This is a genomic window from Litoreibacter ponti, assembly GCF_003054285.1.
Lineage (GTDB): Bacteria > Pseudomonadota > Alphaproteobacteria > Rhodobacterales > Rhodobacteraceae > Litoreibacter > Litoreibacter ponti.
This window is the reverse complement of record NZ_QBKS01000001.1, coordinates 224,231-249,090: the sequence shown is the minus strand read 5'-3', so window position 1 is coordinate 249,090 and position 24,860 is coordinate 224,231. Positions and strand designations below refer to the sequence as shown.

The window sequence follows — 24,860 nt, the reverse complement described above, 5'->3', positions numbered from 1 at the left end:
AGGACTCAGAAAGACGAGATAACGATGCGCATCTTCTCCATCGTCACGGCCATTCTTGTGACCGCCACGCTGTACCTTCTGGTGTTCGAGCGGGAGGCGCTACTCGACTTCGCCACGGGCGGCGACGCAGCCCCTGCGCCCGAGACCGAGACCAGCGCGGACGCCCCACCGGTCGCGGAGACCGCCGCCGACGATGCGCGCGTTGTCTCTGTTGTTGCCATGCGCTCCACCGCGCAAGCCATTGATAACGCGGTCCTTCTGCGCGGGCGCACCGAAGCCCAGCGGCAGGTCGACGTGCGCGCCGAGACGTCTGGCCTCGTGGCCTCCGACCCGCTGCGCAAGGGCGCATCGGTCGAAAAGGGTCAGCTTTTGTGCAAAATCGACCCCGGCACCCGTGAGGCTGCACTGGAAGAGGCGCGCGCGCGCCTGCCGGAAGCACGCGCAAGGCTGCCCGAAGCTCGCGGCCGCGTGCTGGAAGCCGAGGCCCGCCTGCGCGAGGCCGAGATCAACGACAATGCCGCCAAGCAGCTTTCCGCCGACGGCTTCGCCTCCGAGGTTCGGGTGGCGGGCACACAGGCCGCCGTCGAAAGCGCGCGCGCGGGGCTCGAGACAGCCCGCGCCGGGGTCGAAAGCGCCCGCGCCGGTATTCTGGGTGCCGAGGCCGCCATCGCCGCCGCCGAGAAAGAGATCGAGCGGCTCGAAATTCGCGCGCCCTTCTCCGGCCTGCTGGAAACCGACACCGCAGAGCTGGGGTCTCTGATGCAGCCCGGCGGGCTTTGCGCGACCGTGATCCAGCTCAACCCGATCAAACTGGTGGCCTTCCTGCCGGAAACCGAGGTCGCCAAGGTCGAGGTGGGCGCTCGCGCGGGTGGCCGCACGAATGCAGGCCAGACCGTCGAGGGGCAAGTGAGCTTCATCTCCCGCTCGTCGGACATGGAAACCCGCACCTTCCGGGTCGAGGTCAGCGTCGATAACAACGACTTCTCCCTGCGCGACGGCCAGACCGCCGAAATCCTGATCGGCGCAGAGGGCCAGCGCGCGCACCTGCTGCCCGCCTCTGCCCTGACTCTCAATGATGAGGGAACACTGGGCGTGCAAACGGCCACCGCCGAGAACACCGCGCAATTCGCGCCGGTCAAGATTCTGCGCGACACCGCCCAGGGCGTCTGGCTCTCCGGCCTGCCCGAAGAGGTCGCCGTGATCACCGTGGGCCAGGAATACGTGACCAGCGGCGTGGCGATCAAACCGACCTTCCAAGAGGATAATTCATGACCGGCCTCGTTGATTGGGCGGGCGGTCGCGCCCGCATGATCATCGCCTTCATCGTGATGTCGGTGGTGATTGGCGGCTTTGCCTATGTCGGCCTGCCCAAAGAGGGCGAGCCCGATATCGAGATCCCCATGCTGGTGATCTCCCAGCCCTTCCCCGGCATCTCTGCCGAGGACAGCGAGAAGCTGCTGGTCAAGCCGATGGAGACCAAGCTACAGGACCTCGACGGGCTCAAGACGATCAACGGCACCGCCGCCGAGAACTACGCCAACATTGTGATGGAGTTCGAGTTCGGCTGGGACAAGACCCAGATCCTCGCAGATGTGCGCGACAAGATGAGCCAGGCGCAGGCAGAATTTCCCGCCGGTGCGGAGCAGTACACCATCGAGGAGGTCAACTTCTCGGAATTCCCGATACTCATCATCTCGTTGTCAGGCGACTTGCCCGAGCGCACCCTTTTGCGGGTCGCCAAGGAGCTGCAGGACACGATAGAGGCCCTGCCCCCCGTCCTTGAGGCCGGCATCGCGGGCAACCGCGACGAGATGCTGGAGGTGATCATCGATCCCCTCGCGCTCGAAGCCTACAATGTCACGGCGGGCGAGCTGATCAACGTGGTCTCCAACAACAACCTGCTGATCGCCGCGGGCGAGGTCGAGACCGCGCAGGGCGCCTTTGCCGTGAAGATCCCGTCCAGCTTCGACGAGCCGCGCGATGTCTACAATCTGCCCATCAAGGTCAATGGCGACAGCGTCGTGACCCTGGGCGAGCTGGCCGATATTCGCCTCACCTTCGAGGACCGCATCGGCACCGCGCGCTTCAACGGCAATGACACGGTCGCGCTGCAGGTGGTCAAGCGCAAGGGGTTCAACATCATCGACACCTCCCGGCTGGTGCGCGACACGGTCGCCGCCGAGCAGCTGAAATGGCCCCAAGAGCTGCGCGACGCCCTGCGGGTGGACGTGACGCTCGATCAGTCCAAGCAGGTCCGCAACATGGTCCAGCAACTGGAGGGGTCGGTGCTGACCGCCATCGCGCTGGTGATGATCGTGGTGCTGGCGGCGCTTGGCCTGCGCTCCGCCCTGCTGGTGGGCTTCGCGATCCCGACCTCGTTCCTGTTGTGCTTCATCCTTCTGGGCCTGATGGGCATCTCGATCTCCAACATCGTGATGTTCGGCCTGATCCTGGCCGTGGGCATGCTGGTCGACGGGGCCATCGTGGTGGTGGAATACGCCGACAAGCGGCTCGATCAGGGCGCAGGCCCGATGGAGGCCTATACCGACGCGGCCAAGCGCATGTTCTGGCCCATCGTGTCCTCCACCGCGACGACGCTGTGCGCCTTCCTGCCGATGCTGTTCTGGCCCGGGGTGCCGGGGGAGTTCATGGGCATGCTTCCCGTGACGCTGATCTTCGTGCTGTCGGCCTCGCTCATCGTGGCGCTGATCTATCTGCCGGTGATGGGCGGCGTGTCGGGGCGCATCTCGCGCCTGATCACCCGCGCCTCCGAGGGGCTGCGGCGCACCCACATCGTGCTGCGGTTGGTGCTGGCGGCGCTCTCCATCATGGCGCTGTTCACCGCGGCGATGCAGCTTCTCAACCCGTCCTACCTGCTGCCGATCCCGCGCGGGCAAGGCGGGGCTCTGGTGATGATCTTCGGGGCGGTGCTGTTCACGGCCGCCGCGATGTTTGCCTCTGTCTGCCTCGGTGCGGTGACGCGCCCGCGCCGCGCGGGCCGGGTCAAGGCAGGCTACCGGCGCACGGGCTTCGGGCAGTTCACGCGCTTCATCGCGGGCAACCCGATCATGCCGCTCGTGGCCATCGGGGCCGTGGGTGTGTTCGTGGTCGTCACCTTCACGACCTTCTCGGCCAACAACAATGGCGTCGAGTTCTTCGTCGAAAGCGAGACCGAGCAGGCCATCGTCTATGTCCGCGCGCGGGGCAACCTGTCGCTTGCGGAGAAAGACGCGCTCGTGGCGCAGGTCGAAGAGCAGATCGCAAGCGTCGACGGCATCACCTCGATCTTCGCCTTCTCCGGCGAGGGCGGGCTGAACACCAACACCGGCGGGGCCACCGGCCCGATGGACACGGTGGGCCAAATCCAGATCGAGCTGGCCGATTGGGGCACCCGGCGCGACGACACCGAAATCCTCGACGAGATGCAGGCCAAGATGGACGCCATCCCCGGCATCTATACCGAGGTGCTGAGCCAGGACCGCGGCCCGGCCTCGGGCAAGCCCGTGAACCTGCGCATCAAGGGCGACAATTGGGACGAGCTGCGCGAGGCCACCGCCATCGCGCGCGCCAAGTTTGACCGGACCCCGGGCCTGATCCTGGTGGAGGACACCCTGCCCCAGCCCGGCATCGACTGGCAGATCGACGTCGATGTGGAGGCCGCGGGCCGCTACCAGGCGGACGTGGCCACCGTGGGCGCGATGGTGCAGCTGGTCACCCGCGGCTTGCTGCTTGATACGATGCGCGTCGACAGCTCCGACGAGGAGATCGAGATCCGCGTGCGCCTGCCGGAAGAGGCCCGGGTGCTGTCCACCCTCGACAACCTCAAAGTGCGCACCCCCGACGGGCTGATCCCGCTGTCCAACTTCATCTCCCGCAAGCCGGTGGCCAAGCTGGGCCAGATCGACCGGATCGACCAGACCCGCTTTTTTGATGTGAAGGCCGATGTCGCGCCGGGCCTGCAGACCGTGTCGGCTGATGGCGAGATCCTTGGCGTCGTGAAGGAGCTTGGGCCCGCCTCGGGCGCCATGCGCATCACCGCGACCGATGGCGCCGGGCGCACGCCGGGGCAGGTCTTCGCCGATGGCAAAGTGTTCGAAGTCATCGCCTCCGACGACCCGCAAGCCCTGCAGCAGGCCGCCGATGACGGCGATGTCAGCTTCGCGGTCACCAATCCCAACGAACGGATCGCGGCCCTGACCACATGGCTTGAGACCGAGACGCCCCTGCCCGCCTCCGTCAGCTTCGAGTGGGCCGGCGACACCGAGGAAGAGGCCGAAAGCCAGGCCTTCCTGTCCTCCGCCTTCATGGCCGCGCTCGGGCTGATGTTCGTGATCCTGCTGGCGCAGTTCAACTCCTTCTACAATTCCGTGCTGGTGCTGCTCGCGGTGGTGCTGTCCACCACGGGCGTGCTGATCGGCATGCTGGTGATGGATCAGGCCTTCTCGATCATCATGACCGGGACCGGCATCGTCGCGCTGGCGGGGATCGTAGTGAACAACAACATCGTGCTGATCGACACCTATCAGGAATATTCCCGCTACATGCCGCGGCTCGAGGCGATCACCCGCACGGCGGAGGCGCGTATCCGCCCGGTGTTGCTGACGACGATCACCACGATGGCCGGTCTGGCGCCTATGATGTTCGGCCTGTCACTTGATTTCATCGGCGGCGGCTACTCCGTCGACAGCCCCACCGCGCTGTGGTGGAAGCAGCTGGCGACCGCCGTGGTGTTCGGTCTGGGCGTGGCCACCGTGTTGACGCTGGTGCTGACGCCTGCGCTGCTCGCGCTGCGCGTGTGGATCTCCATCGGGGCCTACGCCTCCCTGCGCCAGCTTGTGGCCCTTGGCGGGCGCGGCTCAAAGACGGCGCGCGATCTGGCCCTGGGTCGTCAGGCCCGCAAGGTCCGCGACCCGCTGCTGCTGTGGTCCGACCCGGAAGAGCCCGACGATCTGACAGTGCTTGCCCGTGCCGAGAAAGCACTGGAGGGCGCGAAGACCAAGCTCGTCCGCGCCGCCGAGAAGCTCGAAAGCCTCGCCCCGGATGAGGCCGCAGAGGAGCTGGCCAAGCCCGACAAACCACTGCGCGCGGCAGAGTGAGCTGAGTGCCAAAAGGCGCGTCGACGCGCCTTTGCCCGCCGAGAGCTCTAGCTCTCGGCGGAAGGCCGTTCGAACGGCCTTTCCACCGCCTGCATCGGACCGAAAGCCCTTGACCGTGCCGCCCACCCTGTCAAAACCGATCCCATGGCAACGGGCACACTCACAATCGATCTCTCCGCGCTGGCGGAGAACTGGCGCGCGCTGGACCGCATGTCGGCGACAGAGACCGCGGCGGTGGTCAAGGCCGACGGCTATGGCCTCGGCGCGGGCCGGGTCGCCAAGACCCTGGCCGAGGCGGGCGCCCGCACCTTTTTCGTCGCAATCCCGTCCGAGGCCTGCGCCCTGCGCGCAGCCCTTGGCCCAGCTCCCGTGATCAACGTCTTCGCGGGCCACCAGGAGGGCTGCACGCAGGCGCTCAAGGACCTCAACGCGATCCCGATGCTTAACAGCCCCGAACAAATCGCGCGCCACACGAGCGCCCTGCCCGACCACCCGTTCGGCCTGCAGCTCGACACCGGCATGAACCGCCTCGGGATCGAGGCCTATGACTGGTCGCCAGAAATGGCCGAGGGCGCGACACTGGTGATGTCGCATCTTGCCTGCGCCGATGAGCCGGATCACGACGCCAACTCCGACCAGCTGCGCGCCTTTCTCGAGATGACCGCAGGGCTACTGGTGCCCCGCTCGCTGGCCGCCACGGGCGGCACGCTGCTGGGCCCCGATTTTCACTTCGACATGACCCGCCCGGGCGTGGGGCTTTACGGCGGCTTGCCTTTTGCAGACGCGCAAAGCGTCGTCACGCTTGAGCTGCCCGTCATCCAGACCCGCACCGTCCAGCCTGGCGAGGCTGTGGGCTACGGCCAGGCCTTCCGTGCCGAGGACACCCGCACCATCGCCACGGTTTCGGCGGGGTATGCCGACGGGCTGATCCGGGCGATGTCCGGCAAAGCGCAACTTTTTGCGGGCGAGACGCCCTGCCCGCTGGCCGGCCGGGTCTCGATGGACCTGCTGACAGTCGATGTCACTCATCTGGAGCGGGTGCCCGATCACCTGACGATCCTTGGGGCCCAGCAAACTGTCGACCAGCTGGCCGACGCCGCGGGCACCATCGGCTACGAGATCCTGACCTCGCTCGGGCACCGCTACACACGGGTCTACGCGTGAGCCGCGTGCTGGCCCCCCTGGCCGCGCTCGGCGCGCTGACCCTTGCGGTGCTGGCCGCCTTTGGGCGGATCGCCATCTATGCGGGCGAGACGATCAGCCATCTGGTCCGCCCGCCGTTTTATTTCCGCGAGTTCCTGACCCAGCTCCTGCAGGTGGGCTACTTCTCGCTGCCTGTGGTTGGTCTCACGACCATTTTCACCGGCGGCGCGCTGGCGCTGCAGATTTATGCGGGCGGCGCGCGTTTCAACGCCGAGGCCGTCGTGCCGCAGATCGTCGCCATCGGCATGGTGCGCGAGCTGGGCCCGGTTCTGGTCGGCCTGATGATCGCCGCGCGGGTGACGTCGTCCATTGCCGCCGAGATCGCCACCATGAAGGTGACCGAGCAGCTCGACGCGCTGGTTACGCTGTCCACCAACCCGATGAAGTATCTGACGCTGCCGCGCGTGCTGGCCGCGGTGATCGTGGTGCCGCTGCTGGTCGCCGTGGGCGACGTGATCGGCATCATGGGCGGCTGGCTGGTGGCCACTGGCACGCTGGGGTTCAACTCGGCCGCCTACCTGCAGAACACCGCCGATTTCCTGCAGGCCTCCGACATCTTTTCGTCGCTGGCCAAGGGCGCCGTCTTCGGCTTCATCGCAGCGCTGATGGGATGCTATTACGGCATGAATTCCGGTCGCGGCGCACAGGGCGTCGGCAAGGCCACCAAAGGATCGGTGGAGGCGGCAGCGGTGCTGATTCTCGCGGCCAACTTCGTGCTGACGGGGGTGTTCTTCTCGACATGATCCGCTTCATCGACGTCCACAAGGCCTTTGGCGAGAACCGCGTGCTGCGCGGGGTGAACCTGCATATCCCCAAGGGCGAGAGCATGGTGATCATCGGCGGCTCGGGCACGGGTAAGTCAGTGGCGCTGAAATCCGTGCTGGGCCTCGTGAAGCCCGACAGCGGCACGATCGAGGTGGACGGCAAGGACGCAAGCAAGGGCGACCACGATGTCTTCCTGGCGCGTTTCGGGATGCTGTTTCAGGGGGGCGCGCTGTTTGACAGCCTGACGGTCTGGCAGAACGTGGCCTTCCGCCTGCTGCGCGGCGCATTGAAGCGCCCGGCGGACGAGGCCCGCGCCATTGCCATCGAGAAGCTGCGCCGGGTGGGGCTGAAGGCGGATGTGGCCGACCGCTACCCGGCCGAGCTGTCGGGCGGCATGCAAAAGCGCGTGGGGCTCGCCCGTGCCATCGCCGCGGAGCCCGAGATCATCTTCTTTGACGAGCCCACAACCGGTCTCGACCCGATCATGTCCGGCGTAATCAACGAGCTGATCCGCGAGATCGTGGTCGAAATGGGCGCCACCGCCATGACCATCACCCACGATATGTCGAGCGTGCGCGCCATCGCGGACCGGGTCGCGATGCTCCATGACGGGGTGATCCAGTGGACCGGACCGGTGGCCGACATGGACGCCTCCGGCGATCCTTATGTGGATCAATTCATCTCCGGCAGCGCCCATGGCCCGATCGAGGCGGTGCGTTAGGCGCGACCGTTTCCGCTTGCGCAACAATTCATGCGAAACCTCAAGATTTGGTGCTAGCGCACTGAAACTGCGCCTCATTTTGGACAAAATTCATCGTAGCCAATCAGCGGATTTCCGCTAAACTGAGTGAATTAAACGTAAAAATGTGCCTCGGGGGAGTGCGACGATGACGGGTGCCAACCAAACCTGGCTGCAGATCCAACAGTTTTTCCAGAAAGTGGCTCTGGTAGCCGTGGTGGCCTTCTCGATCGTGGTCATTGGCGCGACCATTCTGGCCGCTCTGGGCCTCGCCCCCTGGTTGAGTTTCACCGCCGCCTATGGCGAGACCCAGGTGCCTGCGGCGGGCATGATCACCCAGCTGTTCCTGGCCGCCCTGGCCATTTCATTGTGCTTCTACCTGCCATCGAACCGCCGCATCCTCGAGCTGGAGAAGTCGCACCGCAACTTCCACATCTCCATGGAGGACGTCACCCGCGCCTACCTGACCGCCCACAAGGCCGACAAGGAAGAGCTGTTCACCCTGTCGAGCGAGTTCGATTCCGTGCGCGAGCGCATCCTGCACATGCGCGACCATCCTGAGCTGCACACGCTGGAAAGCTCCGTGCTGGAGGTTGCCGCCCAGATGAGCCACGAGGCGCGCGATCTGGCGGACGTGTACTCAGAAGAGAAGGTGCAGCGTGCCCGCGGCTTCCTGCGCGCCCGCCAGCGCGAGATCGAGGAATACCGTGCCCAGATCGCGCTTGCGCAGCAGACCTGCGCCGAGCTGAAGCGCTGGTCGCAGCAGGTCAATGTCGAGGACAGCGTGGTTGCGGCCCAGATGCAGCGTCTCGAGGAAGACCTGGCCGAGATCCTGCCGCTGATCGGATACGAGATGGCAGACGCGCCCGAGGTCGAAGAGAATGTCGTGCCCCTGCCCAAGCCCAAAGCCCCTGCCGCGCAGGACGCCTGAACCAATTGAGCCTTCGGCCCGCGATGTTTTGATGGGGGCGTTGCCCCCAAACCCCCAGAGTATTTTTAACCAAATGGAGATACTTGAGATTTCCGCCGCTGCGGGGTTCAAGGGGCCATGATGCTTAAACTTGCCAACCTGTCGCTTCTGGTGCTGTTCCCCATCGCGTGGTTCGCGCCGCTGTTGAAAGCGGGGCTGCTGCCGTTTTTCGCTTTGTCGGAAATCTCCGTCATCACCGGGGTGCAGACCCTGTGGGAGAAGGACGTGGTGCTCGCGCTGCTGGTGACCTTCTTCGCGCTTGTGGCGCCGATGCTGAAGGTCGGGGGGCTGGCGTTGGTGCAGTTTCGCCTCGCCTCGCCCCGGCTGCTGCCTGCGATCACCATTCTGGGCAAGCTAGCCATGGCCGACATCTTTCTGATCGCGCTTTACATCGTGCTGGCCAAGGGGGTGGGCGTCGGCCGGGTCGAGACCGGCTGGGGTTTGTATCTGTTCACCTTTTGCGTGCTGGCTTCGCTAGCGCTGTCATTCGCGAGCGCGCGCAAGTGATGGAGCTAGCGCAGTATGTGCTGGGCTTCGCGATGCTGGCCGCGATTGTCATGACAGCGCTTACGCAGATCATCTGGCAGGGCTACCGGGTCGCCACCGCACCCATCGGCTGGCGGTTCAACGCCGGGCTGATCATTGCGCTGACGATCACCGCCATCGCGCCGCCTTGGGAGTACCGCGATCTGGACCGCATGATCCTAAGTGCGGCGCTCGTGATCCTGCCTTGTCTTGCCGCGCTGATCGGCGATCCGCGCTGGTGGAAGCTCCTGTCCCTCGCCCATATTATCGCGGCCTGCGCCTGGGTCTATGTCTGCATTCAGGCCGCGCGATGATTGTGCAGCTGCTTGCCGGGATCGTCATCGCTGCCGCAGTCTTCGCGGCGCTGCTGTGGTCGATCTACCGCGCCGCCACCACCAGAGGCCGCACCCGGCTGATCGCCGTTCTGTTGGGTCTGTCAACGATCCTTGGCATGGCCTCGATCAGCCTCAACCAGCCCGGCATCGCGGTGATGGCGGGCGGGGCCTGCCTGATTTTCGGGCTCTACGGCGTCTGGGCCGAGGACCGCTGGTCCAAGCTTTTGCCGTTCGCACAAGCCGTCTTCGGTCTGGCCCTGATTGCCGGCTTGCCGTGGGGCGGCCTCTAGGGCAAAAGAGCGGCCCATGGCCAAGGCACTCACCCATAAATGCACCGAATGCGGCGCCGCCCACACCAAGTGGTCGGGCCAGTGCGACGCCTGCGGGGCGTGGAACGCCATCATCGAGGAGGCGCCCCTGACCGCGGGTCCGGGCAAGAAGTCGCTGGGCGCGATGCGCGGGCGCACGCTGGAGCTGTCTGATCTCAACGCCAAGGACGATCCGCCCGCGCGCACGGCAAGCCAGGTGGGCGAGCTGGACCGGGTGCTGGGCGGCGGGCTGGTCGATGCCTCGGCCATTCTGGTGGGCGGCGATCCCGGCATCGGCAAATCCACTCTGCTGCTGCAGGCCGCCGCGCGGTTCGCGCGCAACGGAATGCATGTGATCTACGTCTCGGGCGAGGAAGCCGCCGAGCAGATCCGCATGCGTGCCACCCGGCTTGGGCTGTCCGAAAGCCCCGTGCGGCTCGCCGCCGAGACCAACCTGCGCGACATCCTGACAACATTGGACAAGGAGCGCCCGAAGCTTGCGATCATCGACTCTATCCAGACCATGTGGTCCGATCAGGTCGACAGCGCCCCGGGCTCCGTCAGCCAGGTGCGCGCGGCGTCTCATGAGCTGATCACATTCGCCAAACGCACCGGCACCGCGATCGTGCTGGTGGGCCATGTCACCAAGGAAGGCCAGCTGGCCGGCCCGCGCGTGGTCGAGCACATGGTCGACACGGTGCTCTATTTCGAGGGCGAGCGCGGGCATCAGTTCCGCATCCTGCGCGCGGTGAAGAACCGTTTTGGCCCCGCCGACGAGATCGGCGTGTTCGAGATGACCGGCCGCGGTCTGGCCGAGGTTACCAACCCCTCCGCGCTGTTCCTGTCGGACCGCGACAAGCCCGCGCCGGGCTCGGTCGTGTTCTCCGGCATCGAGGGCTCGCGACCCGTTCTGACCGAAATTCAGGCGCTCGTCGCCCCCTCCCCCAACCCGCAGGCGCGGCGCACGGTGGTGGGGCTCGACAGCCAGCGGCTGGCCACGATCCTGGCCGTGCTGGAATCGCGCTGCGGCGTGCCGTTCGCGGGGCTTGATGTGTATCTCAACGTGGCTGGCGGCATGCGGGTGAGCGAGCCCGCCGCCGATCTGGCTGTTGCCGCTGCGCTACTTTCCGCGCGCGAGGATGTCTCTTTGCCGCCGGAATCGGTGGTTTTTGGTGAAATCAGCCTCTCAGGTGCGCTAAGGCCCGTCACACAGGCGGAAAACCGGTTGAAGGAGGCGTCCAAACTGGGCTTTACCTCCGCCATCGGACCCGAGCAGAAGAAGCTGCCCCGGGTCGACGGAATGACACTGCGCACGATGCCCGATCTGGCGACCTTCGTGCAGGAGCTATTCGGGGCAGAGCAGGCCCCCTAGGAGAGACGAGATGGAAGGTTTCACCATTGTAGACGGCGTGGCCGCAGGCGTGATCGTCGTCTCCGCCATCCTGGCCTATTCGCGCGGCTTGGTGCGCGAGACGCTGTCGATCGTGGGCTGGGTCGCCGCGGCCATCGTGGCCTTCATCTTCGCGCCGCAAGCGGTGCCGCTGGCTAAGGAAATTCCCTATCTCAACACGCTGATCGAGGGCTGCGAGCCCGCGACCATCACCTCGTTTGCGCTGGTCTTCGCCGTGGCGCTGGTGGTGGTGTCGATCTTCACGCCGATCCTGTCGGGGGCGGTGCAGCGCTCGGTTCTGGGCGGGATCGATCAGGGGCTTGGCTTCCTGTTTGGCGTGGCCCGGGGTGTGCTTCTGGTGGTCGTGGCCTTCGTGATCTACGACCGCGTCGTGGCCGATCAGGCGATCCCTATGGTCGACGATTCGCGCACCGCCAAGGTCGTGGCGCAGATGTCGGGCGATGTGGATTCGCTGATCCCGACCGACGCGCCGGGCTGGATCGTGGGGACTTATGAAGACCTGATCTCCCACTGCACAGCGCCCGCAGGCTCCGACGCGTAAGATAGGCTCGGCTTGAGCGCTGCGCAGAGTCCCGTCGGGGGCCGGTCCGGGGTCGAATAAGCTTGCGTTAATCCCCCGCTGCTATACCGATGTTGGGAACCGCCCCAAAGAGACGGACAGCAGTGCTATGTTCCAAGATCCCGAGTTGCCCCGGCCGACAGCGTTGGCCGCAGATGCCCCTGCCATGGAATGGGTGCGCCACCTCGCAAAATTTCGTGACCCGAACACGCCGCGTTCGCTGTTCGAGCTGGCGATAACCCTGCTGCCGTTCCTCGGCATCTGGGCTGCGGCCTGGGCGATGTTGCAGGTCAGCACGCCGCTGGCCATGGCGCTGGCGCTGGTCAACGGGCTGTTTCTGGTGCGGCTCTTCTGCATCCAGCATGATTGCGGCCACGGCTCGTTCTTTCAAAACCACCGGGTCTCCGATTGGGTCGGCCGCGCGCTTGGCGTGCTGACGATCACGCCATACGACATCTGGCGCCGCTCCCACGCGATCCACCACGGGGCCGCGGGCAATCTCGACGATCGGGGCTTTGGCGATATCGACACGCTGACCGTGGCCGAGTACCAGGCCCGCGGCTGGCTGGGCCGATTGAAATACCGCGCCTACCGCAATCCGCTGGTCCTTTTCGTGCTGGGCCCCGCCTACGTCTTCTTCCTCGAGCATCGTCTGCCCGTGGGCTACATGAAGCAGGGCGCGAAATACTGGCTGTCCTCCATGGGCACCAATCTGGGCATCGCCGTGATTCTTGGCGCGATCCTGTGGTTTGGCGGCTGGAAGCCCTTGGTGCTGATCTTCATCCCGACAACCTTGCTGGCCGCCTGTCTGGGCGTGTGGCTGTTTTACGTGCAGCATCAATTCGAAGAGACCCATTGGGATCACAAGGATGACTGGCAGCTGCACGAGGCGGCGCTGCACGGCTCATCGCACTACATCCTGCCGCAGCCGCTGGCGTGGTTCTCGGCCAATATCGGCATTCACCACGTCCATCACCTCTATTCGCGCATCCCGTTCTACCGGCTGCCAGAGGTGCTACGCACCCACACGCAACTGGCCGAGGCAAACCGCCTGACCGTGCGCGAAAGCCTAAAGACGGTGGGCTTACAGCTGTGGTGCGAGCAGTCCCGCCGCCTGATCAGCTTCCGCGAAGCCAGACTTTCCCGGAAAGTCTGATCAAAACTCTTCAGAAGAGTTTTGCACCGCCTGCATAGCCATCCGACACGCGCGTAACGTCGATGCGAAAAAGGGGACTGCTCGCGGCCGCTCCCAAGACTTGAGCCCCAATTGCAAAGTGCCGCGCAGCCAGACTTTCAGGGAAAGTCTGGTCAAAACTCTTCAAAAGAGTTTTGCCACCGCGCGCCTCAAAGAAACGGCTCCATTTCGGACATCACCTCTCGGGCCCACATGGCGTAAACTTGCGGCCCGGGGTGGAAACCATCCTCCGACATCTGCTCGGGCCTGAGGCTCTCGGCGGCCTTCACATAGTAGCACCCCTCCATCCCACCCAGCATCACCGCGAGCGCCCGGTCCCACCGCCGGCCCTGCTGCGCCAGCACCCAGCGCAGCGGGTTGGGCAGCAAGGGAAACGAGCCGATCGGCGGCATGCCCGACACGAACACATGCTCGCACCCGTAAGCCCCGCGCAGCGTCTCGCAGAGCGCGCGCTTGCGGCCCAGCCAGCGCCGCAGCGTCTCGTTCTTGGTGACGTCATTCACCCCAAGGCAGATCACGGCCATGTCGAACGGGCCGGACTCCTCTGCCTTGAGCCGCGCGAGGGTTTGCGCCGTTGTGGCCCCGCTGACCGCGTTGAGCGTCCAATGCACCTGCCGCTTGCGCGCCATGCGGCGGGTCAGCTGGCCAGAGATCGCATCCCGTTGATGCCGCGTCCCGACCCCCAGCGCCGAGCTGTCGCCCAGGATCAGCAGCCGAAGCGGCGCGCCCTGCCCCACAACGCCTGACCGCGCGCCCTCGGGCGCGTCCAGCGAGCGGGCCGTCTTCCGCGCCCGCCAGCCCTGCGCCGCCAGCACGGGCAGCAGCGCCAGTTTCAACGCCACATCACGCATCGCGCCACGCCCCCGGGGCGATGCCATCCAGCGCCCAATCGCCCACGCTCACCCGGATCAGCCGCAAGCACGGATGGCCCACGGCGGCGCACATGCGGCGCACCTGCCGGTTGCGCCCCTCGGTGATGCTGAGGCGCAGCCAGGTGTCGGGCACCGTCTTGCGCACCCGCACCGGCGGATCGCGCGGCCAGAGCCAGTCGGGTTCCGGCACCTTCTCCACTTTCGCGGGCCGTGTCTTGCCGTCCTTCAACACCACGCCCAGGCGCAGCGCATCCAGCGCATCCCGCTCCGGCGTGCCCTCGACCTGCGCCAGATAGGTCTTGGCGGCCTTGAATTTCGGATGGGCGATCTTGGCCTGCAGCTTGCCATCATTGGTCAGCACCAGCAGGCCTTCACTGTCGCGATCCAGACGGCCCGCGGCATAGACCCGCGGCACGTCGATATAGTCCGACAGGGTGGCCCGGGCCTGCCCATCGGTGAACTGCGACAGGACCCCATGGGGCTTGTTGAACAGGATCACGCGGCTCATGGCACCAGTTTGCCACGCCGCGCGCGCCACAGGCAAGATCGCCCCCCCGAAACGCTGCGTCCAACCGCGTGACTTCGCCTGCCAAAGGCCCTATCTGTGGTTCCAGAGTTGTCACGCGGATTCGGAGCTGCCCCCATGTCGCACCCAACCTCCTCTCGTACGGATGAAAACTGGCGAGAGACCCCGTTCGATGACGACAAACTCAAGGAAGAATGCGGCATATTCGGCGTAATCGGCACCACCGATGCGGCGAATTTCGCGGCCCTCGGCCTGCACGCCCTGCAACATCGCGGCCAGGAGGCGGGCGGCATCGTCACCTACTCCCCCGAGGCGAATTTCCAATCCGTGCGCCGCTTCGGCTATGTGCGCGACAATTTCACATCCGCCACGGTCATGGAGAAGCTGCCCGGCAGCCTTGCGATCGGCCATGTGCGCTACTCCACCGCCGGCTCCAAAGGCCAAACCGCGATCCGCGACGTGCAGCCCTTTTTCGGTGAGTTTTCCATGGGCGGCGCGGCCATCGCCCATAACGGCAACATCACCAATGCCGACGCGTTGCGTAAAGAGCTGGTCGAGCGTGGCTCGATCTTCCAAAGCTCGTCCGACAGCGAGTGCATCATTCACCTGATGGCCCGCTCCATGGGCCGCAACATTCCCGATCGCATGGAAGAGGCGCTGCGCAAGGTCGAAGGCGCGTTCTCCGTCGTGGCCATGACCCGCACGAAGCTGATCGGCGTGCGCGACCCGCTGGGCGTGCGCCCGCTGGTGCTGGGGCGGGTTGGTGACGGCTATGCGCTGGCCTCTGAGACCTGCGCGCTGGATATCATCGGCGCGGAGTTCCTGCGCGAGATCGAGCCGGGCGAGATGGTCGTCATCACCGCCGAAAAGGGCGTGGAAAGCCACCACCCGTTCCGGCCTGCTAAATCGCGCTTTTGCATTTTCGAGCATGTCTATTTCTCCCGCCCCGACAGCATTCTGGGCGGCCGCTCCGTCTACGAGACCCGCGAGGCCATCGGGCGCGAGCTGGCCAAGGAGGCCCCCGTGGACGCCGATCTGGTCTGCCCGGTGCCCGATTCCGGCACGCCGGCCGCCATCGGCTATTCGCTGGAAAGCGGCATCCCCTACGCCATGGGCATCATCCGCAACCAGTATATGGGCCGGACATTTATTGAGCCCACCGAGCAGATCCGCAACATGGGCGTGCGCCTGAAACTCAACGTCAACCGCGCGCTGATCCGCGGTAAGCGGGTCATTCTGGTCGACGATAGCGTTGTGCGCGGCACCACGTCCCGCAAGATCAAGGAGATGATCCTCGACGCCGGCGCGGCGGAGGTCCATTTCCGCATCGCGAGCCCCCCCACCGCGTGGCCGTGCTTTTACGGCGTGGACACGCCGCAGCGCGAGAAGCTGCTGGCCGCCACCATGTCCGAGGACGAGATGCGCGAGCATCTCGGCGTCGATTCGCTGAAATTCATCTCGCTCGACGGACTCTACCGCGCCGTGGGCGAGGCCAAGGGCCGCGATCCGTCCAGCCCGCAATATTGCGACGCCTGTTTCTCCGGCGAATACCCGGTCGAGCCGAGCGATCAGATCGACAAGGGGTTCGAGCTAAAGACCGCTGCCGAATAATCTGCGCCAGCGCACCCATCTCCACCGCCGAGCGAATGGTCCTCTGGAATTGGAATTTCGTTCGTCACCATATACGAGCGCTGCTTCCATTTCCTTGTCCAAATTGCTCATGAGTGGCTCATCCGGCTGTGGCTCTTCAGCATTAAGTTCCTGCGGCTGAGCCTTGGGTACATCGAAAGCCTCGTGCAGCGAGCGGCTTTTCAGAAGAGCCGTCAGCTGCTCCAGAACCCTGCTCTGAAGTTCAGCGCGGGCCTGCTTATACGAAGTGTATTCGCTTTTGTCCTTTTTCGTCTCGTTGTCTTCCCGATCAAACACCTCCCCGATCCGATCAAGAATGGCGGATTGCCCGCGCCAACCACGCCACAACCGGGCGACCGGGTCCGCGACGAACGGGATCAGCAGAGCGACTGCAGCGAGTTCCTCGTTGCTCAACGCTGGGAGGAGAAAAAGGTCTGACAGAATTGGATACAAAAACAGCAAGGACCCTGAAGACCCGAAGGCCACAGCAGTACTCGTCGACACGGTCCGTTCCTGTTTGACCTGCGTGACAAATGCATCAAAGGCCGCCAGCAGCGCGATTGCGTTCCTAACGTTGCGAACATGTTTGCCCTCGTTGCGTGACAACAGGTTGAACTGGTCTCTGACCCGTTCCAATGCCAGCCGATCCTGTCTGCGGGTCCATGCGTTGCGCGTCGCGGACCACGCGGTCGTGCCCAAGGTGACCGCCGCTGTTCCGAGAGACTTTTGCACCGCTTCATCGGCAAGCAATTGTGCGCCGAGACTAAGCAAGACCTCCAACATGGGTTCGCTCCAATGCAGCAAAAAAAATCATGAAATAATGCATCGGACTCTCGCACGGTCGCTTTGACACGGCAAGGCTGCTTAGCTTGAAACGGCCAAGACAGCCGCCTCTGCCGCACTGCGGCAAAAACTTGCCGACGGACACTGCGTCCCCTTTCGCTCCCCGACTTTGGCTCTTAGATCAGCCGCTCCGACGTGAGCTAATGTAAGAATCTGTACCCGATGAGTGAAACAACCCCGACCCCGCCCGAGACCCTGAAGATCGCAACGCTCAACGACGTGCTGCCGCTGGACGCGCTGGCGCTTGTGGGCACGGTGGAGACCCCGACCGAGACCCGCTCGCTGCTGCGCCACCGGGGCGGACGGATCGAGATGGTAAAGGTCGGCGACCGCATTGGCGGGCGCGAGGTCGTGGCGATCGAGACCGCCGCGTTGATCCTGGCGCGCGAAGGCCAGACCGAGCGGCTCGAGATTCCCGCACGCGAACGCGGCGCGGCCTGATCCGTTAAGCGCCAAAGCCCGTTCGAACGGGCTTTCACCATGCGATTTCGAAATCGCATGGAAACCGCCTTCAAAGGCGGTTTCAACAAGCCGCGTCGACGCGGCTTGGCGCCCCCTACAGGCCAGCGACCGCAGGCCTAAGACATCGTTAACGCAGACGGGCTAGAACCGCCCCTGGATCCAACGCCCCCTCGGCCCTCAGCCGAAGGGGCATCTGAAAACCTCGTGACCGCGGTGCCGGACAACATACGGCACCATCGCGCCTCACCGGTGAGCTACCGCGGGCCTGACACACCCGCACAGATGCGTCCCGAACTCACATGGGGCGTCGCGCAGCCACGATCCCTTTCAGGGCGGACGCCTCTTTTCATCCCCCGAGCAAAACGAAAAACGCCGCCCCGGGAGCCCGGAGCGGCGCTGAAACCCGTATCTTGTCAGGCTTACTTGGCGAGCAGCTTCATGCCGCCCGCAACCGCCATAACGGCCAGCACGGCCTTGAGCGCATCGCCCGCAAGGAAGGGCAGCATCCAACCGGACAGCAGCTCGGGCATGGTCTTGCCCAGCATCGCAGCGGGCCAGGCCAGGCCCGGCAGATAAATCAGCGCGGCGGCGGCAAAGCTCGCGACCAGCATCGTCACCATGCCACGACCCGCGGCCAGACCGGCCACATAAGCCATCGCGACGAAGCCCAGCAGGAAGCCCCCGGTCGGGCCCATCATATAGGCAAAGCCCGCGCCGCCATTGGCGAACACCGACAGGCCCGCAGCGCCTTCGGCCAGATAGGCCAGCAGGGTCACCGCGCCGAGCCGTGCGCCAAAGGACAGCCCCACGATCAGGATCGCCAGCGTCTGCAGCGTCATCGGCACCGGGAAGAACGGCACGCTGACCTGCGCGGCCAGCGCGATGAACAGCGAGCCGCCCAGCACCAGCGCCAGCTTCTTGGTGAATGTGTCGGCCCCAAAGGCGGCTTGCGTCAAAGTCATGGCTGTCCCTCCAGCTGCATTAATCTTACCGCCTGTTTTGCGGCAGTGCGGCGAAGGCGTCAAGCGCAACGAGGGCTTGACCCCCGCGGCCTGGGCTGGGAAACGGTCGGCCTATGAGTGATGAGACACAAAAAATCGCCATGGTCACCGGGGCCTCGCGCGGCCTTGGCGCCGCCATGGCAGAGGCGCTGGCGCAGCGCGGCTACCATGTCGTGGCGCTCGCCCGCACCACCGGCGCGCTTGAAGAGCTCGACGACCGCATTCAGGCCAAGGGCGGCGCGGCCACCCTGGTGCCCGTCGACATCTGCAATGACGACGCCATGGCGCAGATCTGCCATTCGATCCACCAGAGGTGGGGCCATGTGGACCTGCTGGTCCATGCCGCGATCCATGCGCCGCCGCTTTCGCCGATGGAATTCTTCGACGCCAAGGATCTCGACAAGACCATCGCCACGAACATTCGCGCCACCGCGCGGCTGATCCTCAACACTCTGCCCCTGCTCAAGGCCGCCCCGGACGCGCACGCCGTCTTCTTCAACGATCCCGTGAAGGCCGAGAAGTTCCACGGCGGCTACGGCATGAGCAAGGCCGCCCAGATGCGCATGGCCCGTACGATGCAGGATGAATGCGCCAAGTCCGGCCCGCAGGTGCATGTGCTGACGCCCCAGCCCCTGCCCACGGCCACCCGCGGGCGGTTCTACCCCGGGGAGGATCGCGCAAAGCTCACCGACCCGCATACCGAGGCCGCGCGGCTGCTCGACGAGCTGCCGCTCTAGCCGATGCTGGGCACGCGCGCCCCTCGCACCCATTGGGACTTCCCTGAAAAGCGTTCCATTGCAGGCCGCTATATGTTGCTGGAGCCGCTCTCGCTCGCCCATGCGGAGCCGCTTTTCAAGCTCGCCCAAGCGGCACCCGACAGCTTCACATACTTGCGCTATGGTCCGTTCGCACAGCTCGACGCCCTGCGCGAGATCTTGGCTGACCTCACCACCCGCGAAGACCAGCCCTTTTGGGCCGTGATCAACTCGGACGGCACGCCGCAGGGCTGGCTTTCGATCTGCGATGTGTCCCAGACCGACGGCGCCTTCGAGATCGGCAGCATCTGGTTCGCCCCCGCCCTGCAGGGCACCCCTGCCGCGCGGGAGGCGATCTTCAAGCTGATGTGCCTCGGCATGGATGATCTGGCCTACGAGCGGCTGGTCTGGCGCTGCCAGGCGCAGAATGCGCGCTCGATGCAGGCCGCGGTAAACCTTGGCTTCGAGCCGGAGGGCATTTGGCGGCGCGCTGCTATCGTCGATGGCTGGCAACGTGATGTCGCATGGTTCTCGATCCTGCGCGACACATGGCCCGCCTGCCGCGCGGCGCTGGAGGCCTGGCTCGACCCGGGCAATTTCGACGCGCAGGGCCGCCAGATCAAACGGCTGCAGGAGCTGCGCTCCGCGGCTTGAGCCTCCGCGCCCAAAAATTGCCAAACTGCGGGATTAACCATGGGGCATGAGATATCTGCTGCCCCTCGCGCTGGCGCTTGCCACACTCTGCGCGCCCGCCGTTGCCAAGGATGCTGCCCCGCATCAGGCGCTCGATACCCCGTCCGAGGCAAGGCCGTGGCAGGCCGTGGGCCGCATCGACATTGGTCGCGGCGGCTTTTGCACCGGCGCGCTGATCAGCAAGAAACTGGTGCTCACCGCCGCCCATTGCGTCTTCGACAACAAGACCGGGCGGCTGCACGACCCCGAGAAGCTGGTGTTCAAGGCGGGCTATCGCCACGGGCGCGCAGCGGCCACACGCAGCGCCAAGCGGGTCGCCGTGCATCGCGACTACCGCTTCGGCGGCGGCACCAACACCTACCGTCATATCGCCGCCGATGTGGCCGTGATCGAGCTGGAGCGCGAGATCAACGATGCCGCCATCCAACCCTTCCGCACCCACCGCAAGCCCGCGCCGTCGGACCGGGTGATGGTGGTCAGCTATGCGCGCGGGCGCACGCAGGTCCCCTCGCTCGAAGACGGCTGCGCGATGACCCATTCCGCGGCCAGCGTGCTGCACTACACCTGCGACATCGACAAGGGCGCGTCCGGCGCGCCGGTCTTCGTGATGACCACGCAAGGCCCGCAGATTGCGTCGATCATGTCGTCCGGCACCACCCGGCAGGGTCGCGATGTGGCGCTCGGTGTTCCCATGGGTCCGGCGGTGGACGGGTTGATCCGCGAGCTGCAGGTCTCCAACCCGGTCTCGCGCTTCCTTCGGGTCGACGGCGCCAGCACCGCCCCCAGGGTCGTCACCAACCGCCTGCCCCAGATCGGCAACTAGCCCCTTTATATGGCGGGCAAAATCTGCTCTACTGATGCCATTGTCAGGAGATTTATTATGAGCAAAACCCATTCCAAAGACCCGCTCGACATCAGCTACGACGCCGAGGCGCAGCGCCTCGTCATCACCACACCCGGCGGGCTTGTGGTCCATGTGCAGGATCCGCGCAGCCCGAAACAGGCCTCCGCCACGCCCGATCTGGTCATCACGCCCGAGGGCGACAGCCTGCGGCTGAACGCGGCGCAAAACCTGTCGGTCAACTCCATGGGCACGCTGGACCTGTCCGGCCAGGAAGGGGTGACCATCACCTCCGGCGCCGATGTGACGCTGGTCGCCGACAACAACGTGACCGTCGCCGCGACCGAGACGCTGGACCTGAAGGCCAGTGATATCGCGGCCGACGCCAAGCAGACCGTCACCGCGAAATCCGGCACCAAGAGCACGCTGACCTCCGATGGCGACACCGCCGTCGATGGCGACATGATCTATATCGGCTGAAGAAGGAGAGACGCGATGCCCCCCGCAGCCCGCCTCGGCGACAACCACGTCTGCCCCATGGTCGATCCCGGCCCGAAGCCCCATGTCGGTGGCCCGATCTCCGGCCCCTGCGCGCCCAACGTGATGATCGGCAATATGCCCGCCGCCGTGGTGGGGGATATGTGCGTCTGCGTCGGCCCGCCCGACACGATCGCGCAGGGCTCCAGCAAGGTGATGATCAACAACAAGCCGGCAGCCCGCCTTGGCGACGGAACAGCCCATGGCGGCAAGATCGTCGTCGGCTACCCCATGGTGATTATCAACTAGCCCAGACCAGTCGGACAAGGGCGCGACCGGTTCGGATCGCGCCCTAATTTTTTTGGTCTCCATTTGGTCCGAAATACTCCGGTGGTATGCCCATGCGGCGGGAGGCACGCGTTTGATGCGCCATGGGTGCATGCACAATGGCGACACCTCCCAAGAGCATAAATGAACGCGCGCCGCGGTACGCGTCCCATTCAGATCACGCCGCTTCCGCGTCCTCGGCCTGCTGGCGATGCCAAAGCGAGGCATACCGCCCGTCGCGCTCCAGCAGCTCCCCGTGCGTGCCCTCTTCCACCACGACGCCATGCTCCAGCACCACGATCCGGTCGGCATCGGCCACGGTGGACAACCGGTGCGCAATGGTGATCGTCGTGCGCCCTTCCGCCATCTCCTCCAGGCTCGCCTGAATGTCGGCCTCGGTCTCGGTATCCAGCGCGCTCGTCGCCTCGTCCAGCAGCAGGATCGGCGGGTTCTTCAAAAGCGTGCGCGCGATGCCCACCCGCTGCTTCTCGCCCCCTGACAGTTTCAGCCCTCGTTCACCCACGGCCGTGTCGTATCCCTCCGGCAGGTCGAGGATGAAATCGTGGATCTTCGCGGCCTTCGCCGCCGCCTCGATCTCGGCAAATGTCGCGTCCTCGCGCCCGTAGGCGATGTTGTAGCGGATCGTGTCGTTGAACAGCACCGTGTCCTGCGGCACCACGCCTATCACCGAATGCAGGCTGTCCTGCGTCACATCCCGCACGTCTTGTCCGTCAATCGTCAGGCTCCCCGCGCCCACATCGTAGAAGCGGAACAGAAGCCGCCCGATGGTCGATTTGCCCGACCCCGACGGCCCCACGATCGCCACGTTCTGCCCTGCGGGCACATCAAGGCTCACGCCCTTCAGGATCGGCCGCGCCGCGTCATAGCCGAACTCGACCCCGTCGAGCCGCACATGCCCGCCGGTCACCTTGATCTCGGACGCATCCGGCTTGTCCTGCACCTCTGCGGGCTGGCCCAGCAGATCGAACATCTCGCTCATATCCACCAGCGCCTGCCGGATTTCGCGGTAGACGGTCCCGAGAAAATTCAAAGGCATGGTGATCTGGATCATGTAGGCGTTGACCATGACGAAATCGCCCACAGTCAGCTCGCCCGACTGCACCCCCATCGCCGCCAGCACCATGACGACCACAAGGCCGGAGGTGATGATCAGCGACTGACCGAAGTTGAGAAACGCCAGCGAGTAGGATGTCTTCAGCGCGGCGGCCACGTATTTCTCCATCGCGCCATCGTAGCGCCGCGCCTCCCGCGCCTCGGCGCCAAAATACTTCACCGTCTCGAAATTCAGCAGGCTGTCGATCGCCTTCTGATTGGCGTCGGTGTCCTGATCGTTCATCTCCTTGCGCTGCTTCACGCGCCACTCAGTCACCGCGAAGGTGAACCAGGTGTAGATCGCAATCGTGACAAGAACGGCCACCAAGTACCAGATATTGAACACAAAAGCCAAGATGACCGCGATCATCAGCAGCTCCAGGATCAGCGGCCCGATGGAGAACAGCAAGAAGCGCAGCAGGAACTCCACGCCCTTCACGCCCCGCTCGATGATCCGGCTGAGCCCGCCGGTCTTGCGCGTGATATGGTAGCGCATGGACAGGCGGTGAATGTGGGTGAACGTCTCCAGCGCCAGCATCCGCAGCGCCCGCTGGCCGACCAGCGCAAAGACTACGTCGCGCAGCTGTTGGAAGCCCACATTCATCGCCCGCGCCATCCCGTAGGCCACCGTCAGGCCCACCGCCCCCATGGCGAGCATCAGCGCACTGTCCGCAGTCTCGCCGCTCAGCGCATCGACCGCGCCCTTGTAGAGAAACGGCGTGTAGACCGCGACGAGCTTCGAGATGATCAGGAAGCCAAGCGCCAGCACCACGCGCCGCTTGACCCAGAACTTCTCCGGGTCGTCAGGCCACAGATAGGGGATCACCCGCTTGACCACCCGCCATCCATCGCGGCGCAGATCCTGATTGAGGCGGGCGTCAGTAACTTCAGTAACCATATGTGCGGGGAACTTTCTCTTGTCTCAGGCTCCGCAACTTAGGGCGCGCACCCCGGAAGGACCAGAGCTTATGCAGGCCCGAACCGCGCGCGCCACAGCGCCTCGCGGGCCACGTCGCGCGAGACATAAGCTTCCATCGCCGCCTCCAGCTCCGGCAGCGCGTCCGTTTCGCGGTCTTCGCCGATCTCGGTCAGGCGCATGGAGTACCACGCCGTGATCGCGCCCTCGCCCGGATTCTGGAAGCGCGGGAAGGTCAAATCGCCCTGCTCGTGAGCCCATATGCGGGGCAAGTTCGGGTCCAGCACCAACGCGCGTGCCAGCCCCACGACGTCGACCGTGCCGCTGGCGACGGCCTCTTCTGCTGCCGCGCGGGTCTTGAACCCGCCTGTGACCATCAACGGCATATCGGTCACCGCCTGCGCGCGCTTAGCGAACTCCACAAAGTAAGGCCCGCCTCCCGCGCTGTCAGACGCAGAGCGCGCGCCGGGGAAATACGTCCCCCCGCTGATATCGAGCAGGTCGATGCCCCTGCCATCCAAGGCCGCGACGACCTGAAGTGCTTCGTCCTCGACAAAGCCGCCTTCCAACTGATCCGTCGCGTTCAACTTCAGCGCGACGGGAAACTCCGACCCCACGGCTGCGCGCACCGCATCGACCACTTCCAGGACCAGCCGCATCCGCCCGTCCAATGTGCCGCCATAGCCGTCGCTGCGCGTGTTGAAGAGCGGCGACAGGAATTGGCTCAACAAGAACCCGTGTGCCGCATGGATTTCCACGCCGGCAAAGCCCAAATCCTTGCCGCGCACCGCCGTCGCGGCAAAGGCTGCGGGCAGTGCCTGGACCTCGTCGAGGCTCAGCGCCCCGCAAGTCAGACCTGGCACATCCAGCGCGCTCGGCCCTTTCGGCGTGCTGATCGGCGGATAGGCCATCGCGCCGGCATGGCCCAGCTGCAGCCACAGCTGCGCGCCATTGCGTTTGCCCGCCTCCGCCAGCCGCTTGAATTGTGCCTCATTCGACGTGGTAGTCAGCACCAGATTGCCGGGCTTCTCGGCAAAATGCGGATCGCCCTGTACTTCGCCTATGATCGAGGCCGCCAAGCCCCCATCCGCCCACCGCTCATAGAGCCGGATCTGCGCATCGCTCGGGTCCCCCCGCCCATCGCCCAGCGAGTCCGACATCGCCGCCTTGATGATCCGGTTCTTCAGCACCACCCCGCAAGGCAGTGTCAGCGGTTCAAACAGGGCAGAGCTGTTGGGGATCATGCGCCGACCTTTCACCTTCAGGACCGAGTGTTGGAGACTACCCGTAGCGCGCGGG

General features: G+C 65.2%; 25 protein-coding genes. 19 read left to right on the top strand and 6 right to left on the bottom strand.

Annotated elements, in window-relative coordinates; genetic code table 11:
* Positions 1-24: 24 nt before the first annotated feature.
* From C8N43_RS01315 to C8N43_RS01260, 12 genes are all read left to right on the top strand, one after another.
* Positions 25-1,272, top strand: a complete 1,248-nt coding sequence (locus C8N43_RS01315) for an efflux RND transporter periplasmic adaptor subunit (protein ID WP_107843899.1) — start codon at positions 25-27, stop codon at positions 1,270-1,272.
* Positions 1,269-5,096: an efflux RND transporter permease subunit gene (locus tag C8N43_RS01310; protein ID WP_107843898.1), complete on the top strand. Its 3,828-nt coding sequence runs from the start codon at positions 1,269-1,271 to the stop codon at positions 5,094-5,096. Before C8N43_RS01315 ends, C8N43_RS01310 begins: the two co-directional genes overlap by 4 nt.
* Positions 5,097-5,240: 144 nt before the next feature.
* On the top strand, positions 5,241-6,260 hold the full coding sequence (gene alr / locus C8N43_RS01305) for an alanine racemase (protein WP_107843897.1): 1,020 nt from the start codon (positions 5,241-5,243) through the stop codon (positions 6,258-6,260).
* 8 nt (positions 6,261-6,268) lie between these two features.
* Entirely contained in the window at positions 6,269-7,042 is a 774-nt protein-coding gene (locus tag C8N43_RS01300) for an MlaE family ABC transporter permease (protein WP_425437072.1), read from the top strand.
* The gene (locus C8N43_RS01295) at positions 7,039-7,785 is read left to right on the top strand and encodes an ABC transporter ATP-binding protein (RefSeq protein ID WP_107843896.1); all 747 of its coding nucleotides are present in this window, start codon (positions 7,039-7,041) and stop codon (positions 7,783-7,785) included. The genes C8N43_RS01300 and C8N43_RS01295 overlap by 4 nt, the downstream gene beginning before the upstream one ends.
* 166 nt (positions 7,786-7,951) lie before the next feature.
* Positions 7,952-8,734 (top strand): DNA repair protein, encoded by a 783-nt coding sequence (locus C8N43_RS01290; RefSeq protein ID WP_107843895.1) that lies wholly within the window; start codon positions 7,952-7,954, stop codon positions 8,732-8,734.
* Positions 8,735-8,854: 120 nt separating this feature from the next.
* Positions 8,855-9,280, top strand: coding sequence for a paraquat-inducible protein A (locus tag C8N43_RS01285; protein ID WP_107846183.1), 426 nt, complete (start codon positions 8,855-8,857; stop codon positions 9,278-9,280).
* Entirely contained in the window at positions 9,280-9,612 is a 333-nt protein-coding gene (locus C8N43_RS01280; protein WP_107843894.1) for a hypothetical protein, read from the top strand. Before C8N43_RS01285 ends, C8N43_RS01280 begins: the two co-directional genes overlap by 1 nt.
* A complete protein-coding gene (locus C8N43_RS01275; RefSeq protein ID WP_107843893.1) occupies positions 9,609-9,923 on the top strand; it encodes a hypothetical protein in 315 nt (104 codons plus the stop codon). The genes C8N43_RS01280 and C8N43_RS01275 overlap by 4 nt, the downstream gene beginning before the upstream one ends.
* Before the next feature lie 16 nt (positions 9,924-9,939).
* Positions 9,940-11,313: a DNA repair protein RadA gene (gene radA, locus C8N43_RS01270; protein WP_107843892.1), complete on the top strand. Its 1,374-nt coding sequence runs from the start codon at positions 9,940-9,942 to the stop codon at positions 11,311-11,313.
* A gap of 10 nt (positions 11,314-11,323) precedes the next feature.
* Complete coding sequence (locus tag C8N43_RS01265) at positions 11,324-11,893, top strand: CvpA family protein (protein WP_107843891.1); 570 nt, start codon at positions 11,324-11,326, stop codon at positions 11,891-11,893.
* Between the two features lie 127 nt (positions 11,894-12,020).
* On the top strand, positions 12,021-13,067 hold the full coding sequence (locus tag C8N43_RS01260) for a fatty acid desaturase (protein WP_107843890.1): 1,047 nt from the start codon (positions 12,021-12,023) through the stop codon (positions 13,065-13,067).
* A gap of 188 nt (positions 13,068-13,255) precedes the next feature.
* Here the strand turns inward: C8N43_RS01260 and C8N43_RS01255 are convergent, their stop codons facing one another.
* Both C8N43_RS01255 and C8N43_RS01250 read right to left on the bottom strand, forming a co-directional pair.
* The gene (locus C8N43_RS01255; protein ID WP_158269885.1) at positions 13,256-13,957 is read right to left on the bottom strand and encodes an SGNH/GDSL hydrolase family protein; all 702 of its coding nucleotides are present in this window, start codon (positions 13,955-13,957) and stop codon (positions 13,256-13,258) included.
* On the bottom strand, positions 13,950-14,486 hold the full coding sequence (locus C8N43_RS01250) for a pseudouridine synthase (RefSeq protein WP_107843888.1): 537 nt from the start codon (positions 14,484-14,486) through the stop codon (positions 13,950-13,952). The genes C8N43_RS01255 and C8N43_RS01250 overlap by 8 nt, the downstream gene beginning before the upstream one ends.
* A gap of 135 nt (positions 14,487-14,621) precedes the next feature.
* Between C8N43_RS01250 and purF the strand changes: the two genes are divergently transcribed.
* A complete protein-coding gene (purF, locus tag C8N43_RS01245) occupies positions 14,622-16,115 on the top strand; it encodes an amidophosphoribosyltransferase (protein WP_107843887.1) in 1,494 nt (497 codons plus the stop codon).
* On the opposite strand, the gene C8N43_RS01240 is transcribed toward purF, so the two are convergent.
* Positions 16,095-16,916, bottom strand: coding sequence for a hypothetical protein (locus C8N43_RS01240; RefSeq protein ID WP_107843886.1), 822 nt, complete (start codon positions 16,914-16,916; stop codon positions 16,095-16,097). The two genes, purF and C8N43_RS01240, sit on opposite strands and share 21 nt — an antisense overlap.
* 222 nt (positions 16,917-17,138) lie before the next feature.
* Here C8N43_RS01240 and C8N43_RS01235 point away from each other — a divergent pair, with 222 nt between their 5' ends.
* Positions 17,139-17,417: a hypothetical protein gene (locus C8N43_RS01235; protein ID WP_107843885.1), complete on the top strand. Its 279-nt coding sequence runs from the start codon at positions 17,139-17,141 to the stop codon at positions 17,415-17,417.
* A 440-nt stretch (positions 17,418-17,857) separates the two neighbouring features.
* On the opposite strand, the gene C8N43_RS01230 is transcribed toward C8N43_RS01235, so the two are convergent.
* Positions 17,858-18,400, bottom strand: coding sequence for a biotin transporter BioY (locus C8N43_RS01230; protein ID WP_107843884.1), 543 nt, complete (start codon positions 18,398-18,400; stop codon positions 17,858-17,860).
* A 113-nt stretch (positions 18,401-18,513) separates the two neighbouring features.
* On the opposite strand from C8N43_RS01230, the gene C8N43_RS01225 reads away from it, so the two are divergent.
* Genes C8N43_RS01225 through C8N43_RS01205 form a run of 5 tightly spaced genes read left to right on the top strand, consistent with a single transcriptional unit; the run spans position 18,514 to position 21,514 of the window.
* Complete coding sequence (locus tag C8N43_RS01225; protein WP_107843883.1) at positions 18,514-19,176, top strand: SDR family NAD(P)-dependent oxidoreductase; 663 nt, start codon at positions 18,514-18,516, stop codon at positions 19,174-19,176.
* Positions 19,177-19,179: 3 nt separating this feature from the next.
* On the top strand, positions 19,180-19,848 hold the full coding sequence (locus tag C8N43_RS01220; protein ID WP_107843882.1) for a GNAT family N-acetyltransferase: 669 nt from the start codon (positions 19,180-19,182) through the stop codon (positions 19,846-19,848).
* Between the two features lie 46 nt (positions 19,849-19,894).
* The gene (locus C8N43_RS01215; protein ID WP_107843881.1) at positions 19,895-20,710 is read left to right on the top strand and encodes a trypsin-like serine peptidase; all 816 of its coding nucleotides are present in this window, start codon (positions 19,895-19,897) and stop codon (positions 20,708-20,710) included.
* Positions 20,711-20,767: 57 nt separating this feature from the next.
* Positions 20,768-21,208: a hypothetical protein gene (locus C8N43_RS01210; RefSeq protein ID WP_107843880.1), complete on the top strand. Its 441-nt coding sequence runs from the start codon at positions 20,768-20,770 to the stop codon at positions 21,206-21,208.
* Between the two features lie 15 nt (positions 21,209-21,223).
* Positions 21,224-21,514: a PAAR domain-containing protein gene (locus C8N43_RS01205; protein ID WP_107843879.1), complete on the top strand. Its 291-nt coding sequence runs from the start codon at positions 21,224-21,226 to the stop codon at positions 21,512-21,514.
* 196 nt (positions 21,515-21,710) lie between these two features.
* Here the strand turns inward: C8N43_RS01205 and C8N43_RS01200 are convergent, their stop codons facing one another.
* Positions 21,711-23,543, bottom strand: coding sequence for an ABCB family ABC transporter ATP-binding protein/permease (locus C8N43_RS01200; RefSeq protein WP_107843878.1), 1,833 nt, complete (start codon positions 23,541-23,543; stop codon positions 21,711-21,713).
* Between the two features lie 68 nt (positions 23,544-23,611).
* Positions 23,612-24,805, bottom strand: a complete 1,194-nt coding sequence (locus C8N43_RS01195; RefSeq protein WP_107843877.1) for an oxidoreductase — start codon at positions 24,803-24,805, stop codon at positions 23,612-23,614.
* Positions 24,806-24,860: the final 55 nt, after the last annotated feature.

What these genes read in the sequence shown, in the direction of transcription:
- C8N43_RS01225 (WP_107843883.1), top strand. Translation starts at nt 18,514, where the DNA reads ATGAGTGATGAGACACAAAAAATCGCCATGGTCACCGGGGCCTCGCGC.
- C8N43_RS01200 (WP_107843878.1), bottom strand. Translation starts at nt 23,543, where the DNA reads ATGGTTACTGAAGTTACTGACGCCCGCCTCAATCAGGATCTGCGCCGC.
- alr (WP_107843897.1), top strand. Translation starts at nt 5,241, where the DNA reads ATGGCAACGGGCACACTCACAATCGATCTCTCCGCGCTGGCGGAGAAC.
- radA (WP_107843892.1), top strand. Translation starts at nt 9,940, where the DNA reads ATGGCCAAGGCACTCACCCATAAATGCACCGAATGCGGCGCCGCCCAC.
- C8N43_RS01315 (WP_107843899.1), top strand. Translation starts at nt 25, where the DNA reads ATGCGCATCTTCTCCATCGTCACGGCCATTCTTGTGACCGCCACGCTG.
- C8N43_RS01310 (WP_107843898.1), top strand. Translation starts at nt 1,269, where the DNA reads ATGACCGGCCTCGTTGATTGGGCGGGCGGTCGCGCCCGCATGATCATC.
- C8N43_RS01195 (WP_107843877.1), bottom strand. Translation starts at nt 24,805, where the DNA reads ATGATCCCCAACAGCTCTGCCCTGTTTGAACCGCTGACACTGCCTTGC.
- C8N43_RS01240 (WP_107843886.1), bottom strand. Translation starts at nt 16,916, where the DNA reads ATGTTGGAGGTCTTGCTTAGTCTCGGCGCACAATTGCTTGCCGATGAA.
- C8N43_RS01235 (WP_107843885.1), top strand. Translation starts at nt 17,139, where the DNA reads ATGAGTGAAACAACCCCGACCCCGCCCGAGACCCTGAAGATCGCAACG.
- C8N43_RS01205 (WP_107843879.1), top strand. Translation starts at nt 21,224, where the DNA reads ATGCCCCCCGCAGCCCGCCTCGGCGACAACCACGTCTGCCCCATGGTC.
- purF (WP_107843887.1), top strand. Translation starts at nt 14,622, where the DNA reads ATGTCGCACCCAACCTCCTCTCGTACGGATGAAAACTGGCGAGAGACC.
- C8N43_RS01220 (WP_107843882.1), top strand. Translation starts at nt 19,180, where the DNA reads ATGCTGGGCACGCGCGCCCCTCGCACCCATTGGGACTTCCCTGAAAAG.
- C8N43_RS01210 (WP_107843880.1), top strand. Translation starts at nt 20,768, where the DNA reads ATGAGCAAAACCCATTCCAAAGACCCGCTCGACATCAGCTACGACGCC.
- C8N43_RS01290 (WP_107843895.1), top strand. Translation starts at nt 7,952, where the DNA reads ATGACGGGTGCCAACCAAACCTGGCTGCAGATCCAACAGTTTTTCCAG.
- C8N43_RS01260 (WP_107843890.1), top strand. Translation starts at nt 12,021, where the DNA reads ATGTTCCAAGATCCCGAGTTGCCCCGGCCGACAGCGTTGGCCGCAGAT.
- C8N43_RS01215 (WP_107843881.1), top strand. Translation starts at nt 19,895, where the DNA reads ATGAGATATCTGCTGCCCCTCGCGCTGGCGCTTGCCACACTCTGCGCG.
- C8N43_RS01295 (WP_107843896.1), top strand. Translation starts at nt 7,039, where the DNA reads ATGATCCGCTTCATCGACGTCCACAAGGCCTTTGGCGAGAACCGCGTG.
- C8N43_RS01265 (WP_107843891.1), top strand. Translation starts at nt 11,324, where the DNA reads ATGGAAGGTTTCACCATTGTAGACGGCGTGGCCGCAGGCGTGATCGTC.
- C8N43_RS01250 (WP_107843888.1), bottom strand. Translation starts at nt 14,486, where the DNA reads ATGAGCCGCGTGATCCTGTTCAACAAGCCCCATGGGGTCCTGTCGCAG.
- C8N43_RS01280 (WP_107843894.1), top strand. Translation starts at nt 9,280, where the DNA reads ATGGAGCTAGCGCAGTATGTGCTGGGCTTCGCGATGCTGGCCGCGATT.
- C8N43_RS01285 (WP_107846183.1), top strand. Translation starts at nt 8,855, where the DNA reads ATGCTTAAACTTGCCAACCTGTCGCTTCTGGTGCTGTTCCCCATCGCG.
- C8N43_RS01230 (WP_107843884.1), bottom strand. Translation starts at nt 18,400, where the DNA reads ATGACTTTGACGCAAGCCGCCTTTGGGGCCGACACATTCACCAAGAAG.
- C8N43_RS01275 (WP_107843893.1), top strand. Translation starts at nt 9,609, where the DNA reads ATGATTGTGCAGCTGCTTGCCGGGATCGTCATCGCTGCCGCAGTCTTC.
- C8N43_RS01255 (WP_158269885.1), bottom strand. Translation starts at nt 13,957, where the DNA reads ATGCGTGATGTGGCGTTGAAACTGGCGCTGCTGCCCGTGCTGGCGGCG.